Genomic DNA, 13,319 nt, shown 5'->3' with positions numbered 1-13,319 from the left:
GGACCCCAAACCATGACAGCATGCACCGTTATCGGCCTCGGTGAAGCCGGAGCCACCTACGCCGCAGCCCTTGCCGCTGCCGGCCATCAGGTCACCGGTTTCGACCCGGTGGCGCCCACAACCCCTGCGGGCGTCACCCGCGCCGCAACCGCTGCCGCTGCTTGTGCAGGCGCCGGTATCGTCCTGGTGATGACCGGGGCGGCCGCCGCGCGAAATGTGGCGGAGGAGTGCCTGCCGGTCCTGGCCGCCGGCAGCGTCTACGCAGACTTCACCTCCTCATCGCCCGGCGTCATGCAGGAGCTCGGACAGCTGCCCACCAAAGCTGCGTTCGCCGACGTCGCCATTCTTGGCCCGGTCTCCGCGCTGGGTGAGAAGACGCCCCTGATGGTGAGCGGTCCAGGCGCCCAGGCGGTTGCCGCCCTGCTGCGTCCCCTCGGCGTGCAGGTGGAAATCGCCGACGGCGAGCCTGGGGCGGCGATGGCCCACAAACTGCTGCGCAGCGTCCTCATGAAGGGCCTGGCGTCCGTGGTGGTGGAGGCGGTCACGGCCGGCAAGGCAGCCGGCCTGGAGGACTGGATCCGGGGCCAGATCGCGAACCAGCTGGCGGGGGACGGCCAGGCGGTCATCGACAGGTTCCTCACCGGCAGCGCCAAGCACGCCGTCCGCCGCTCCAAGGAAATGCAGGACACCGCAAGCTATCTCTCGGACCTCGGCGTCCCGGCCGAGATGACCACCGCATCGGCCGCAGCCCTCGCCCGCATGGCGCAGGCCGCCGAACCGGCCTTGCGCTGACAGCACAGCAAGGCACAATCAGGAACGGGTATTACATGATTTCGACAGCAACCGGCATTCCGCCGTCAGGAGCAGCAGCATGATCGGCATCTGGGCACTTGGCGCCTACCTTGCCGCCATCCTCCTCTGGACTACGGCCATGAAGCGCAGCGTGGGGGAAGCCATGATCCTGGGCTTCCTGGTGGTCCTGCCGTTTACCGGGGCCGCCGCAGCACAGGTTGGTTGGTCGGCGCTCTATTCGGCGGCGACCGACGAAATTGTCTACGCCACCATGGCATTCGTCTTCATGGGCTACCTGCTGGACAAGGGCGGCGTGCTGGACCGGCTGATCGACCTGCTGAACTCGCTGATCGGCGGAGTCAAGGGCGGTCCGGCCTGGGTCTCCACGGTAGCCTCAGCAGGCCTGGGCGGAGTGGTCCACAATCAGGCGGCCATCGCCGCGACGGTGGGCTCAGTGACCATTCCGTGGATGGAAAAGTCCAGGCTCGACAAGCCAGCTGCCGCAACCCTCGTGGCCGGGAACGCCGGGATGGGCATCACGTTCCCCTTCAGCGCCTCAATGTTCGTCCTCGTCGGCTCCGCCACGGTGGGGCCCCTGCTGGACATCAACGCCCTGGTCCTTCCCCTGCTGTTCGGCGGCCTGTGGTGTTTCCTGCACCGGCTCATCGTCACCTGGCTGCTCATCAGGAAGAGCGGGATGGCGCCGCTCGACGCCGCCCACCGCCTGTCTGTCCGGGCCGCGTTCGGCCGGGGTGGGCCACGCTCCTGCTGTTCGTCGTCGTCGCCATTCCCCTGGTCATCACCTCCGGGTTCCTCACTTCGGCGCTCTCGGACTGGACCGGCGGCGACGTCAGCAAGTCGGTCAGCGTCATCGTCTGGATCCCGGTGGTCCTCCTCATCACCGGTGCGCTGTTGGGCAGGAAGCAGCTGCCCCGCACCGGGCGTGCCTGGGGAAAGCTCCTGCAGGGTTCGGCCCCGCGGTTCGGCATCGTGGGCGTCACCGTGCTCTTCGCCTTCGCCGGCGCGAACGCCCTGGCCGCCACAGGCCTTCCCAAGCAAATGACCGCCCTGCTGAACGGGATGAACCTTCCCCTCTGGCTGCTCGCCATCCTGATCGGGCTGATCGTCATCGCTGTCGCAGCCCCGCTGTCCGCCACGGCCACCATGGCCGCCGTCGGAACGGTCGGCGTCGCCGCCCTCGTCGCGGCCGGTGTTCCGGCCACCACCGCGGCTGTGGCTGTCCTGGTGTTCTCCTCCTGCGAGGCCGCGGTCCCGCCCGGCGGGGCACCGCTTTATGTTGCCTGCGGCATCGCGGACGTCAACCCCATCAAGACCTTCGCCCGCCTGCTCACCCACTATGCGCTGCCCCTGCTGGTCATCGGCGTGCTGATCATCCTCGGCGTCCTGCCGATCTAAGGAACTCGATGCAAACATCACGAAGGTTCTTCGAAACCGTCTTCGTCATCACCCTCGGAGCGCTCCTGATTGGGGGTGTCCTGTTCGTGGCCGGGCAGGCCGCCGGACTGCTGGCCGGGCAAAATGGGTGGCTGGAGTTCTTCAACACCACCATCAAGCCGCCCATGTGCATCGCGGCGTCCGTGTGCGCTCTGGCCGGGTTCCTGCTCAGTTACAGGCGCCCAAAAGAGCAGGTGCAGCGCCGGCAGGAGGCCCAGTCCCGGTGACCGATGACATCACGGTTCCCCGGTTTGCCGACCTCCTCGACAGGGCGGGTGCCCTGTCCGGCACTTCCTGGGGACTCTTTCCGGAGCCGGAGCGGGGAACGCCGTCCTTCATCACTCCCGGCGTGGTCCGGGAAGCCAAGAACAGCATCAGGACCGGGACAGTGTTCGGACTGGATTATCCGGCCGACGCCTTCGACCCCGGCATGTCCCTCAAACGCGGCGCACCCCGGCACACGATCTACTCCTCCCATCCTGCCCACCGCGATGACTACCTTGACGGGTATTACCTTCAGGGCTCGAGCCAGATTGACGGGCTCCGGCACCGGCGGGCCGACGACGTGGGGTTCTACAACGGCGTCCCGGACCACCGGATCACCGAAGGCACTCCGGACCTGGGTATCCAGGAGTGGGCCGAACACCCCATCGCCGGAAGAGGTGTCCTGGTGGACGTTGACGGGTTCCGAAACGGTATTGGCGAGCCCATCGACCATGCCGCCGGAGAACCGCTCACCCTGGACCTGGTCCGGTCAGCCCTGCAGTCCCAGTCCCTGGCCACCCGCCCCGGCGACATCCTCATGCTGCACACCGGTTGGTGCGAATGGTTCCTCGCACTCGATCCCGAGGAGAAGCAGCGCCTCCGGAAGAGCCGGAAGGCGTCGGGCGTCGCACAGTCACATGAGTTCGTGGCCTGGGCGTGGGACAGCCGGTTTGCGGTGATCGCCGCGGACAACTTTGCCTTCGAATGCCTCCCCGCCGTCCCTGAAAGCCCCTACCGGGAGTCCGCGTTCAACGACCACGGCATGATGCACCAGCACCTCCTGGCCAAGCTCGGCATGCCCCTGGGTGAGCTCTGGCGGCTCGGCCCGCTCGCACGGCATATGCAGTCCACCGGCCAGTGGGACGCCTTCATCACCATCAAACCGCTGAACATTACTGGCGGCACCGGTTCACCAGTCAACGCGACCGCCATCACCTGAAGTAACCGCGCCTGCGTCACGCCGGGCAGCTTTTGGCGGAACGCCCGACGGCGGGAGGCCGGGTTTCCGGGGCTTCCCCGCCTATGGTGGGCCGGAAGCGTGCCGTGCGTGACGCCGTCGTCCGTGTTCCGGGCAGGGTCAGCTAGGGCAGCCGGGAAGGCCGCAGCAGGCTCGGCTCACCGGCGCGGGCCGGATCCAGCGGCACCGGGCTGACCAGCACGGCCGGGCCCCGGTGCAGGAGCCCGCCGGACACGGCGCGGCAGCGGATGCCGCCCCGGCCCCGCATGGCCGGATGCGCGCCGGGAGCCAGCATCCCGTTCATCCACGCACAGGGCTGGGCATGCCGGCCGCCGTGGAACCGGACCACGGCCCCGCCGGACTCCAACGCAAAGTCATGCCCCAGCAGCGGTGCCAGCTGCGCGCCGCGGAGCACCACGTTGCGGCGGGTCAGCAGGGGATCGAACGGACCGGCGCCCAGTTCGGCGGCGATGGCTTCAAGGGATTCGATGGCGAACAGGGTCACCGCGGCGTCCATGTGTGCGGCCTTGCCGAAGAACCGGTCGCCCACGATGCCCTTGCCGCCCACCACCTCCACCGTGTCCGCGTCAGTGGTGGGAACGTCGGCTGCGCCGTCCCGGGCCCGCCCGAAATAGGCGTGCGCGGGGGACACCAGCAGGTGCAGGATCTCGACCTCGTACCGGTAGGTCCCCATGTGCTCCCTTACTTCGCAAGCTCGGCCACGGAAGCCCGCGGCTGAGGGTCCTGATGAAACCAGCGTAGGCCAGCCGGCATTGAAATCCGGCCCTCCAGTGGCAGGATCAGGAACCATGGACACCACTTCCGCCCCGGAACCCACTCCGCCTGCCAGGCGCCGGACCGCCCTCTTCTGGGCGTCGGCGGTGTGCGCAGCCGGCCTGGCGGGAGTTGCGGTGTGGATGCTGGCAGGCAACCCCGCCGTCCTGGGCGGACACCCCCTGCTGCCGGGCCTCCTGCTCGCGGCTGCCGTGGCGGGCGCGGCATGGGGAATCCAGCTCTGGCGCCGTCGTGACACGCCCCGGTCCCGCTCCCGCGGCCGGTTCGTTGCCGCCTGGGCCGGCCGGCTGGCCGTGCTGGCGCTCGCCGCGGGCCTGGCCTGGCTCAACCCCTTCGCCTACCAGCCGGGGCCGGCGGCGGAGGCCGGGCCGACGTCGGACCTCACCGTCACCGAAACTCCCACCGCCATCACCATGTCACCCGAGGGCGGCACGACCACGAAGGGTCTGGTCTTCTATCCCGGCGCCCGGGTGGATGCCCGCGCCTACCAGGACATCCTTGCCCCCGCCGTGGGCGCCGGATACCGGGTGGTCATCCTGAAGGAACCACTGGAGCTCAGCCTGCTGGACGGAAACCAGGCCCGCAGCGCCATGGCGGACAACCCGGACATCAGCACGTGGGCGGTCGGCGGCCACTCCCTGGGCGGAGTGTCCGCATCATCCTTCGCGCTCAACAACAGCGACGTCAAAGGCCTGGTCCTGTATGCGTCCTACCCCATCGATTCGCTGCAGGACCGCAGTGGCCTGTCCGTCCTGTCCCTCTCCGGCGGCAACGATGGCCTCAGCACTCCTGCGAAGATTGAGGCCTCACGGGAGCTGCTGCCCGGCGACGCCGAATTCGTGGCCATCCGCGGCGGAGTGCACGCCTTCTTCGGCGACTACGGCGAACAGCCCGGCGACGGCCAACCGGGCATCAGCCGCCAGGCCGCCCAGCAACAGATCGCCGCCGCCACCGTATCCTTCCTGGAGCAGCTGTAGGCGCCGCCGGGTTTCGACGGGCCCCGCCGCCTGGAATTGGCCTCGCTCAGGCGCCCACGTAGGTGGCCAGGTGCCGACCCGTCAGGGTCTCCCGCCCGGCCACCAGCTCGGCCGGCGTTCCCTCGAAAACGATCGTGCCGCCGTCGTGCCCTGCGCCCGGCCCGATGTCGATGATCCAGTCCGCGTGGGCCATCACCGCCTGGTGGTGCTCGATCACGATGACTGACTTGCCGGAATCCACCAGCCGGTCCAGCAGGCCCAGGAGCTGCTCGACGTCGGCCAGGTGCAGGCCCACGGTGGGCTCGTCAAGGATGTAGACGTCGCCCGCCTCGGCCATCTGGGTGGCGAGCTTCAGGCGCTGGCGCTCGCCGCCGGACAGGGTGGTCAGGGGCTGGCCCAGGGTGATGTAGCCCAGACCGACGTCCGCCAGGCGTTCCAGGACTTTGTGGGCGGCCGGGGTCTTGGCATCACCCTCCGCAAAGTAGGCCAGCGCGGCCTCCACCGACATGTCCAGGACGTCCGCGATGTTCATGCCGCCCAACGTATATTCGAGGACGGCGGGTTGGAAGCGGCGGCCTTCGCAGTCCTCGCAGGTGGATTCGACCGTGGCCATGACGCCGAGCTCAGTGAAGATCACGCCGGCGCCGTTGCAAGTGGGGCAGGCGCCCTCGGAGTTGGAGCTGAAGAGCGCCGGTTTCACGCCGTTGGCCTTGGCGAAGGCTTTGCGGATGGGTTCGAGCAGTCCGGTGTAGGTGGCCGGGTTGCTGCGGCGGGAGCCCTTGATGGCGCCCTGGTCGATGACGACGACGCCGTCACGCCGGGCCAGGGAACCGTGGATGAGCGAACTCTTGCCGGATCCGGCGACGCCGGTCACCACGCAGAGGACGCCCAGCGGTACGTCCACGTCCACGTCCCGCAGGTTGTTCGTGGAGGCACCGCGTACCTCCAGCGCCCCCTTGCGGGCCCTGGTCGAGTCCTTCAGCCGGGCGCGGTCGCCCAGGTGGCGGCCGGTGATGGTGCCGCTGGAGCGCAACCCGTCGACGTCGCCCTCGTAGACAATCTCGCCGCCGCCGGTCCCGGCGCCCGGGCCGAGGTCGACGACGTGGTCGGCGATCGCGATCATCTCCGGCTTGTGCTCCACCACCAGGACGGTGTTGCCCTTGTCCCGCAGCTGCAGCAGGAGGGTGTTCATCCGCTCGATGTCGTGCGGATGCAGGCCGATGCTGGGCTCGTCGAACACGTAGGTGACGTCGGTCAGCGAGGAGCCCAGGTGCCGGATCATCTTGGTCCGCTGCGCCTCACCGCCGGACAAGGTACCGGCCGGTCGGTCCAGGGAGAGGTAGCCCAGGCCGATTTCGGTGAAGGCGTCCAGCAGGTCGCGGAGGCCGGCGAGCAGGGGGCGGACGGAGGGCTCGTCGAGGTCCCGGATCCAGGCGGCGAGGTCGCTGATCTGCATGGCGCACAGGTCCGCGATGTTCCTGCCGTTGATCCTTGACGCGAGCACCTCGGGCGTGAGCCGGGTGCCGCCGCAGTCCGGGCAGGTGGCGAACGTGACGGCCCGCTCCACGAAGCGCTTCACGTGCGGCTGCATGGCCTCCACGTCCTTGGAGAGCATGGATTTCTGGATCTTGGGGATGATGCCTTCGAACGTGAGGTTGACGCCCTCCACCTTGATCTTGGTGGGTTCGGCGTACAGCATCGTGTCCAGCTGCTTCTTCGTGAAGGACGCGATGGGCTTGTCCATGGGCAGGCCCATGCCTTCGAACAGGCGCCCGTACCAGCCGTCCATGGAGTAGCCGGGGACGGTAAGCGCGCCCTCACTCAATGATTTCGAATCGTCGTAGAGCGCGGTCCGGTCGATGTCGCTGATGTTGCCCATGCCTTCGCAGCGCGGGCACATGCCGCCAAGGTAGGTGACCTGGCGGACCACGTTCTTCTCCACCCGGCCGCCCTTCTCGGTGCTCATGATGCCGCTGGCCTTGCGGGTGGGTACGTTGAAGGAGAACGCGGTGGGCGGGCCGACATAGGGCTTGCCCAGGCGGCTGAACAGGATCCGCAGCATGGCGTTGGCGTCGGTGGCCGTGCCTACGGTGGAGCGCGGGTTGGCGCCCATACGCTCCTGGTCCACGATGATCGCCGTGGTCAGTCCCTCCAGGCGGTCCACCTCGGGGCGCGCCAGGCTGGGCATGAACCCCTGCACGAACGCGCTGTAGGTTTCGTTGATGAGCCGCTGGGATTCGGCGGCGATGGTGGCGAACACCAGGGAACTCTTGCCGGAGCCGGACACGCCGGTGAAGGCGGTGAGCCGCCGCTTGGGCAGCTCAACGCTGATGTCTTTGAGGTTGTTCTCGCGGGCGCCCTGGACGCGGATGAGATCGTGGGTGTCGGCGATATGGAGTCCGGCCGGGGAGGTTTCCGTCCCCGGGTCCATGCTGGTGTCCGTGCTCAAGGTGTCCCCCTTCTGGTGGAGCGGCACCGGTGCGGGGCTGTGCTGGCAGTCCCGCTCCGGCGTCGTCCGTTATATACGTGACTGTTGATATGCCTATGGCTGCTGGTTGATGCGGACGGTGTTGCCGGCCGGGTCGCGGAAGGCGCAGTCGCGGATTCCGTAGGGCTGGTCGATGGGCTCCTGGACGACGTCGGCCCCGCTTGCCTCCACCTTGGCGAAGGCGGCGTCCACGTCCGGGGAGGACAGGACGATGGTGGCGTAGGTGCCCTTGGCCATCATTTCGGCAATGGTGCGGCGCTCGTCGTCGGTGATTCCGGGGTCGACGGCCGGCGGGCACAGGACGATGGAAACGTCCTTTTGGCGTGCGGGGCCAACGGTGATCCAGCGCATGGTGCCGCGGCCTACATCGTTGCGGATCTCGAAGCCCAGGGCGTCGCGGTAGAACGCCAAAGAGGCGTCCGGATCGGTGGCGGGAAGAAAGGTTGAGGAAATGTTGATGTCCATGCCAGTCATGCTATTTGCGCCTCGCGGGCGGGCGCTTCTCGATTCCTGACCGGTCTGGTGACCTGTTTCGCCACGCACGCGGGGATGCCCGCCGTCGAATGCTGCGCCTCCTGTTTATAGACGCTCGGCGGCATGCCCACCACCTCGCTGAAGCGGGTGCTGAAGGTTCCCAGCGAGGAACAGCCGACGGCGAAGCACACGTCGGTGACGCTGAGGTCACCTTTGCGGAGCAGCGCCATGGCGCGTTCGATCCGGCGGGTCATGAGGTAGCTGTAAGGCGATTCGCCGTAGGCGAGCTTGAAGCGGCGGCTGAAATGGCCGGCGGACATGTGGACATCCCGGGCGAGGGATTCGACGTCGAGCGGCTGCGCATATTCCCTGTCCATCCGGTCCTTGACGCGGCGCAGCTGCACGAGTTCGCGCAGGTACGGGTCGGGGGATGGGCTGCTGGTCACAGCTCCGATCGTGCTACGTGGCGGGGGTCTTGTCCAGACGTGCCCGGTATCACGGTCCAGCGGGCAAAATCGCGCGTGCCTGCAGGATATGATTGTCCCGCCGGCCAGTATGAGGTCCTCGCCCGAACAGGGCTCGAGTAAACGCAGCGTCCGGCAAACCAACTCTTAAATCACCTGCAAAACCCCTGCCCAATTGCTGTGCTCGGGTAACACCTTGAAAGGACGCCATGGAACTGCTGTGGGAAATCGCCGGCTGGGCAGGGGCGGTTGCGATACTCAGTGCGTACCTGGCAGTTTCCATGGGCTGGTTGAAAGCCGGCAAGGGGTTCCAGACGGCCAATCTGTTTGGCTCCGTTGCCTTCATCATCAACGGAACCCTGCACGGGGCGTGGCCGTCGGTGGTTACCAATATCGCCTGGTTCCTGATCTCTGCCGTTGCGCTGGTGCGCATGCGCGCGGAGGAGGCGTTGGTTGAGCCGGCCGAGGCCGCACACGTTCAATACCCGGGAGTTCCGGATTCCACCGGCCAGATGGCCGTCGTCGAGGCTTTCACCGAGGCCCTGCCCGTTGTGGGTTCGGCGCCAGGCCTGGCAGACGGGCCGCGGCTGGCCCTCTAGGCCGACAATGGCGGTTCGCGCCGGGGGTGGGGCGGTTTCACGGCCCCTTTCATTTCTAGTCCTATTGACAGGACAAAGCTTCTCTCATAACTTTTTTAGAGCGCTCCATCTGCGGCCGCCCTTTCAAAGGAGAGAACCCCATGAGGCTTGGTGTCTACAACGCGGTCCTGCATGACCGTCCGCTGCCCGAGGCGCTCGCAGTCATCGCCAGCCTGGGCCTGACGGGAATCGAGATCAACACCGGCGGCTTCCTTCCCCCGGTGCACGTTCCCACCTTTGACCAGATCCTGGTGAGTGACGCCGCGCGTGATGACTACCTGGCGCTTTTTGAGGGGACCGGGGTTTCCATTGCGGGCTTGAACTGCAACGGCAACCCGCTTCACCCCAACCCGCAGATCGGGGAAAAGCATGCCGAGGACATTCGCCGGTCGATACGGCTGGCCCACCGGCTGGGCCAGAACCGGGTGGTCACCATGTCCGGCCTGCCCGGAGGTGAACCCGGGGCGACTGTTCCCAACTGGATCGTGAACGCCTGGAACTCGGCTGCTCTGGATGTCCTGGACTACCAGTGGGGGATTGCAGCCTCGTTCTGGAAAGAGATGGACCGGCTGGCCCGGGACCTGGACGTCAAGGTGGCGCTGGAGCTGCACCCGCAGAACCTGGTTTTCAACACCGCGGACGTGCGCCGGCTGATTGAGGCGACCGGCGCCACGCATGTGGGGGTGGAGCTCGATGCATCACACCTGTTCTGGCAGCAGATGGACCCGGTGGCAGTGGTCCGTGAACTGGGCCCGCTGGTGTTCCAGGCCGCGGCCAAGGATGTCCGGATCAACCCGGGGAACGCGGCCCTTTACGGAGTACTGGACAACAGCTTCCGCCGCCTTTCCCCGGAGGAAAACCGCACCAACCTCGGCGGCGACGAATGGGTTAATGAGTGGCCAAAGGATTCTGCCTGGGACTTCGTGGCCCTGGGCCGCGGCCACGACACCGCCTACTGGACCGAGTTCCTGCGCGCCCTGCACGAGGTCGACCCGGACATGCTGGTCAACATCGAGCACGAGGACGTTTCGCTGGGCAGGATCGAGGGGCTTGAAGTGGCTGCGAAAGTCCTGCTGGATGCGGACGCGGCACTCCGGGAGTCGCTGGTCGGGCGGTAGGCCCTTTTGGACGCCCGGGTTGGCCCTTGGATCGCTTGTGACGGTCGTTCTTCAGGCGCGCGGAACCCACCGCGGCTCTTGGCCTGATCCGCCTAGACCATCCGCTCGCCCCATGCTCGACGGCGCGGACTCACTCCGCGGCGGCGACCCCGAGGTCCGCGGCGTGGCCGCTGATGACGCGTGCCAGGTCGATGTCGCGGCTGGTGATCCCGCCGACGTCGTGGCTTGAGAGCGTGACGCCGACTTCGGGGTAGGTGAGAGTGAGGTCGGGGTGGTGGTTGGCCTCCTCGGCGGAGGCGCCGATGCGGTTCACGAGCTCCAGCCCGGTGGAAAACTTCCGGGTCCTGAAGGTGGCGGCGAGGGCCTCGCCGGTCACGCGCCAGCCGGTAAGACCCGCCTCGGCGAGCTCGGCGGCCGACAGCTTCCGTTGGGGATCAGTCATGGTGCCATGGTGCACCGGTACAGAAACCAGTACAAGTCACTTCGGGCCGAACCGCACGAGTACCGGGTACCCGATCCTCGCCGCCGTGGACACGGGGCCGGCCCCAACAACTCCTACTTCGCCGTCATCCTGTAGCGCTCGATCTGCCGCAGCCGCCGCAGGAGGCTGTCGCGCCGGGGGTGCGGGACGACGTCGGGCGCCTCGGCAGTCAGGTCCACGTGCGCGGTGCCGTATTGCCACAGCAGGAGGTCGTCCAGGAGCCGGTCCGGGCCGGGGGAGTAGCGGTGGTCCAGGGCCTTGCGCACCTCAGTGATGCGGTTGGCATTCAGCAGCCCGGCCAGCTGCATGGTCTGGTTCAGCCTGTGCGCCGCGAGCAGTTCCGCCGCCCAGCCCCAGTCGTCGTCCACCTTGCGGTCCACGTGCGGGAGCAGGGTCCGCCACACGTCCCGGATCCGGTTGGGAGTGAGCGGCGCGGCGCCCTCGCCGTCCATGTCCCAGTAGCTGCGGACTTCCTCGTACCGCTCATGCAGGTCGGCGAAGGCCGTCTCCACGGTCTCCAGCATGGCCGCGGTGGCGGTGAACTGCCGGTCAAAGTGCGGGGTCCAGGCGCGCGGGTCCTCCGCCTTGAACCGGATGTCATGCTCGATCTCGCTCCACGCGTGGGCGAAGATGGTGCGGATCTGGCACTCGAAGAAGTAGCTGCCGTTGGGCTGCAGGTCCGGGTTGAAGACGTGCTGGTACTCCTTCACGGCCTCGTTCTGGATGGTGCGCAGGATCAGGTGCCGGCTGGAGTAGCCGTACGTGCCGGACTCGATGGAGCCGATGTCCTTCTCCCGGTCGCCGCGGCAGTCGAACAGCTGCCGCTGGCGCTTGATGATGTTGGCCACCGCGGCATTTTCGGCCGGCAGCTTGGTGATCACCCGGATGCCCACCATGTCATTGAGGGTGCGGAACGGGTCCGGGAACTTCAGCAGCCGCCGCCCGCCGGGCTCCAGCGGCTCCTCGGTGCGCGAGATTTTCTCCTTGAAGGACTCCACCGTCTTGGTGCGGCCGGTGACGAACAACGGCGTGACTTCGGTGTCCTTCAGCATGTCCCGCAGCACCAGCAGGACATCCCGGGTCACCAGCTTCAGGGCAGGCCGGACGCGCTCGTAGATCTCCACGTTGTGCTGCACCGACTCGCGCAGCGGCTCGTCCAGGCTTTCCCAGTTACTCGGCATGGTCCCAGCTTACGGCCGGGGTCCGACAGGAAGCCGTCGCGCACGTTTAAGTTGCGGCGGCCGAGGTGGAGCCGCGCACCACCAGCGAGCTCTCCAAAACGAGCTCCTCCTGCTCCAGCGGCTGCCCCTCCATCAGCCGGCGCAGCTGCTCCCCGGCCTTGAGGCCCAGCAGGGCCGCGGGCAGGTGGACGCTGGTCAGGCCCGGGCTGCTGGTGGCCGAGTAGGGCAGGTCGTCGAAGCCCGCCACCGCCAGCTCCTCCGGAATCCGCACCCCCTCCACGCGTGCCTCCTGCAGCACACCGTAAGCGTGGGTGTCCGTGGCACAGACGACGGCGGTCACCCCCTCGCGCTGCCATCCCGGCCAGGCTGCGGCGAAGGCAGCCGCCGCGTCACCGACGTCGATGGTGGTGGCGGGGATATGCTCCGGATCCACTGTCATGCCGCGCTCCACGGCCGCCGCCAGGAACGCCTCGCGGCGGATGGTGAACGTCTCCGTTCCCGTGACGCTGTCCAGGTAGGCCACACGCCGGTGGCCCGCGTCCGCCAGGTGGGCTGCCAGCTCCCGCGCACCCTGGGCCACGTCAAGGTTCACGGCCGGGGCAAGCGATTCCAGCCCGGGGGCGTCCAGTAGAACCAAAGGTCCGGCCACGGAGAGGTCTGCCAGGAAGCCGGCGTTCGGCGCATCAACTAAAAGGCCTGCGGGTCGCAGGGACATCAGCTTCCGAACGTCGTCCGCCTTGGGGAACTCGCCGGAATCGGTGACGGACAGCAGCAGCTGGTACTGCGGACCCAGGGACTCCCGCACCCCGCCGATCACCTTCGCAAAGAACGGGTTGGAAATGTCCGGTGCCACCAGGATCACGATGGAGCTGACGCCCTTGGCCAGCGAGCTGCCGATTCCGTCCACCACGTAGCCCAGCTCGGCGATAGCGTCCCGCACCCGGGAAATGTTGTCCTCGGACACCCGGCCGGCCGTCTTGCCGTTGGCCACCAGCGACACGGTTGCCACGGAAACGCCGGCCCGTGCCGCGACCATCGCCGCCGTCACCCGCCGCGGCCTGCCCCGCTGCTGCACCTGTTCCCCGGATTCCATACATCGATCCTATCGGCCGGAGCGCACACCAGAAGGCCCAGCGCATCAAGCGTTTGACGTGGGCAAATGCCGAACTCACGTTAAGCGTTTGACGCAGGCCACAAAACCCTGCCATGATCACTCCCGGAATACTCAAACCCC

Annotated in this window: 13 protein-coding genes and 1 pseudogene; 7 read left to right on the top strand and 7 right to left on the bottom strand. The window is 67.5% G+C overall.

All coding sequences use genetic code 11. The annotated features are described in order from the left end of the window. The first annotated feature begins 12 nt into the window (after window positions 1-12). From RM50_RS14265 to RM50_RS14250, 4 genes and pseudogenes are all read left to right on the top strand, one after another. The gene (locus RM50_RS14265) at window positions 13-792 is read left to right on the top strand and encodes an NAD(P)-dependent oxidoreductase (RefSeq protein WP_043453905.1); all 780 of its coding nucleotides are present in this window, start codon (window positions 13-15) and stop codon (window positions 790-792) included. 79 nt (window positions 793-871) lie between these two features. After that, window positions 872-2,208, top strand: a pseudogene (locus RM50_RS21225) (TRAP transporter large permease subunit). An 8-nt stretch (window positions 2,209-2,216) separates the two neighbouring features. Next, complete coding sequence (locus RM50_RS14255; RefSeq protein ID WP_043453903.1) at window positions 2,217-2,474, top strand: hypothetical protein; 258 nt, start codon at window positions 2,217-2,219, stop codon at window positions 2,472-2,474. After that, entirely contained in the window at window positions 2,471-3,451 is a 981-nt protein-coding gene (locus RM50_RS14250) for a cyclase family protein (protein WP_043453901.1), read from the top strand. The genes RM50_RS14255 and RM50_RS14250 overlap by 4 nt, the downstream gene beginning before the upstream one ends. Window positions 3,452-3,593: 142 nt before the next feature. On the opposite strand, the gene RM50_RS14245 is transcribed toward RM50_RS14250, so the two are convergent. Then, window positions 3,594-4,163, bottom strand: coding sequence for an MOSC domain-containing protein (locus RM50_RS14245; RefSeq protein WP_043453898.1), 570 nt, complete (start codon window positions 4,161-4,163; stop codon window positions 3,594-3,596). A 115-nt stretch (window positions 4,164-4,278) separates the two neighbouring features. Between RM50_RS14245 and RM50_RS14240 the strand changes: the two genes are divergently transcribed. Beyond that, complete coding sequence (locus RM50_RS14240; RefSeq protein WP_052260246.1) at window positions 4,279-5,241, top strand: alpha/beta hydrolase; 963 nt, start codon at window positions 4,279-4,281, stop codon at window positions 5,239-5,241. Between the two features lie 46 nt (window positions 5,242-5,287). On the opposite strand, the gene RM50_RS14235 is transcribed toward RM50_RS14240, so the two are convergent. From RM50_RS14235 to RM50_RS14225, 3 genes are all read right to left on the bottom strand, one after another. Further along, window positions 5,288-7,672, bottom strand: a complete 2,385-nt coding sequence (locus RM50_RS14235; RefSeq protein WP_205622277.1) for an ATP-binding cassette domain-containing protein — start codon at window positions 7,670-7,672, stop codon at window positions 5,288-5,290. Window positions 7,673-7,783: 111 nt separating this feature from the next. Beyond that, window positions 7,784-8,203 carry a VOC family protein gene (locus RM50_RS14230; protein ID WP_043453895.1) on the bottom strand — a complete coding sequence of 140 codons (420 nt, stop codon included), beginning with the start codon at window positions 8,201-8,203 and terminating at the stop codon, window positions 7,784-7,786. Further along, window positions 8,200-8,649 carry a helix-turn-helix transcriptional regulator gene (locus RM50_RS14225; RefSeq protein ID WP_043453892.1) on the bottom strand — a complete coding sequence of 150 codons (450 nt, stop codon included), beginning with the start codon at window positions 8,647-8,649 and terminating at the stop codon, window positions 8,200-8,202. Before RM50_RS14225 ends, RM50_RS14230 begins: the two co-directional genes overlap by 4 nt. 227 nt (window positions 8,650-8,876) lie before the next feature. Between RM50_RS14225 and RM50_RS14220 the strand changes: the two genes are divergently transcribed. Next, a complete protein-coding gene (locus tag RM50_RS14220; protein WP_043453889.1) occupies window positions 8,877-9,266 on the top strand; it encodes a CBU_0592 family membrane protein in 390 nt (129 codons plus the stop codon). A gap of 140 nt (window positions 9,267-9,406) precedes the next feature. Continuing rightward, on the top strand, window positions 9,407-10,423 hold the full coding sequence (locus tag RM50_RS14215) for a sugar phosphate isomerase/epimerase family protein (RefSeq protein ID WP_043453887.1): 1,017 nt from the start codon (window positions 9,407-9,409) through the stop codon (window positions 10,421-10,423). Between the two features lie 130 nt (window positions 10,424-10,553). Here RM50_RS14215 and RM50_RS14210 read toward each other — a convergent pair whose 3' ends face one another. The 3 genes from RM50_RS14210 to RM50_RS14200 form a co-directional block, all read right to left on the bottom strand. Then, window positions 10,554-10,865: a 4a-hydroxytetrahydrobiopterin dehydratase gene (locus RM50_RS14210; RefSeq protein ID WP_043454014.1), complete on the bottom strand. Its 312-nt coding sequence runs from the start codon at window positions 10,863-10,865 to the stop codon at window positions 10,554-10,556. A 113-nt stretch (window positions 10,866-10,978) separates the two neighbouring features. Next, window positions 10,979-12,085: a GTP pyrophosphokinase gene (locus tag RM50_RS14205; RefSeq protein WP_043453885.1), complete on the bottom strand. Its 1,107-nt coding sequence runs from the start codon at window positions 12,083-12,085 to the stop codon at window positions 10,979-10,981. A 46-nt stretch (window positions 12,086-12,131) separates the two neighbouring features. Continuing rightward, the gene (locus tag RM50_RS14200) at window positions 12,132-13,121 is read right to left on the bottom strand and encodes a LacI family DNA-binding transcriptional regulator (protein WP_205622276.1); all 990 of its coding nucleotides are present in this window, start codon (window positions 13,119-13,121) and stop codon (window positions 12,132-12,134) included. Between the last annotated feature and the right edge of the window lie 198 nt (window positions 13,122-13,319).

It is taken from the genome of Pseudarthrobacter phenanthrenivorans, from assembly GCF_000813845.1.
Classification (GTDB): Bacteria; Actinomycetota; Actinomycetes; order Actinomycetales; family Micrococcaceae; genus Arthrobacter; species Arthrobacter phenanthrenivorans_B.
The sequence above is the reverse complement of the archived record's forward strand: the minus strand, read 5'-3'. Positions and strand labels throughout refer to the sequence as shown.

Excerpts from the sequence above, each read along its gene's own strand:
- RM50_RS14210 (WP_043454014.1), bottom strand. The coding sequence starts at position 10,865 with ATGACTGATCCCCAACGGAAGCTGTCGGCCGCCGAGCTCGCCGAGGCG.
- RM50_RS14205 (WP_043453885.1), bottom strand. The coding sequence starts at position 12,085 with ATGCCGAGTAACTGGGAAAGCCTGGACGAGCCGCTGCGCGAGTCGGTG.
- RM50_RS14230 (WP_043453895.1), bottom strand. The coding sequence starts at position 8,203 with ATGACTGGCATGGACATCAACATTTCCTCAACCTTTCTTCCCGCCACC.
- RM50_RS14240 (WP_052260246.1), top strand. The coding sequence starts at position 4,279 with ATGGACACCACTTCCGCCCCGGAACCCACTCCGCCTGCCAGGCGCCGG.
- RM50_RS14215 (WP_043453887.1), top strand. The coding sequence starts at position 9,407 with ATGAGGCTTGGTGTCTACAACGCGGTCCTGCATGACCGTCCGCTGCCC.
- RM50_RS14200 (WP_205622276.1), bottom strand. The coding sequence starts at position 13,121 with ATGGTCGCGGCACGGGCCGGCGTTTCCGTGGCAACCGTGTCGCTGGTG.
- RM50_RS14220 (WP_043453889.1), top strand. The coding sequence starts at position 8,877 with ATGGAACTGCTGTGGGAAATCGCCGGCTGGGCAGGGGCGGTTGCGATA.
- RM50_RS14265 (WP_043453905.1), top strand. The coding sequence starts at position 13 with ATGACAGCATGCACCGTTATCGGCCTCGGTGAAGCCGGAGCCACCTAC.
- RM50_RS14235 (WP_205622277.1), bottom strand. The coding sequence starts at position 7,672 with ATGGACCCGGGGACGGAAACCTCCCCGGCCGGACTCCATATCGCCGAC.
- RM50_RS14255 (WP_043453903.1), top strand. The coding sequence starts at position 2,217 with ATGCAAACATCACGAAGGTTCTTCGAAACCGTCTTCGTCATCACCCTC.
- RM50_RS14245 (WP_043453898.1), bottom strand. The coding sequence starts at position 4,163 with ATGGGGACCTACCGGTACGAGGTCGAGATCCTGCACCTGCTGGTGTCC.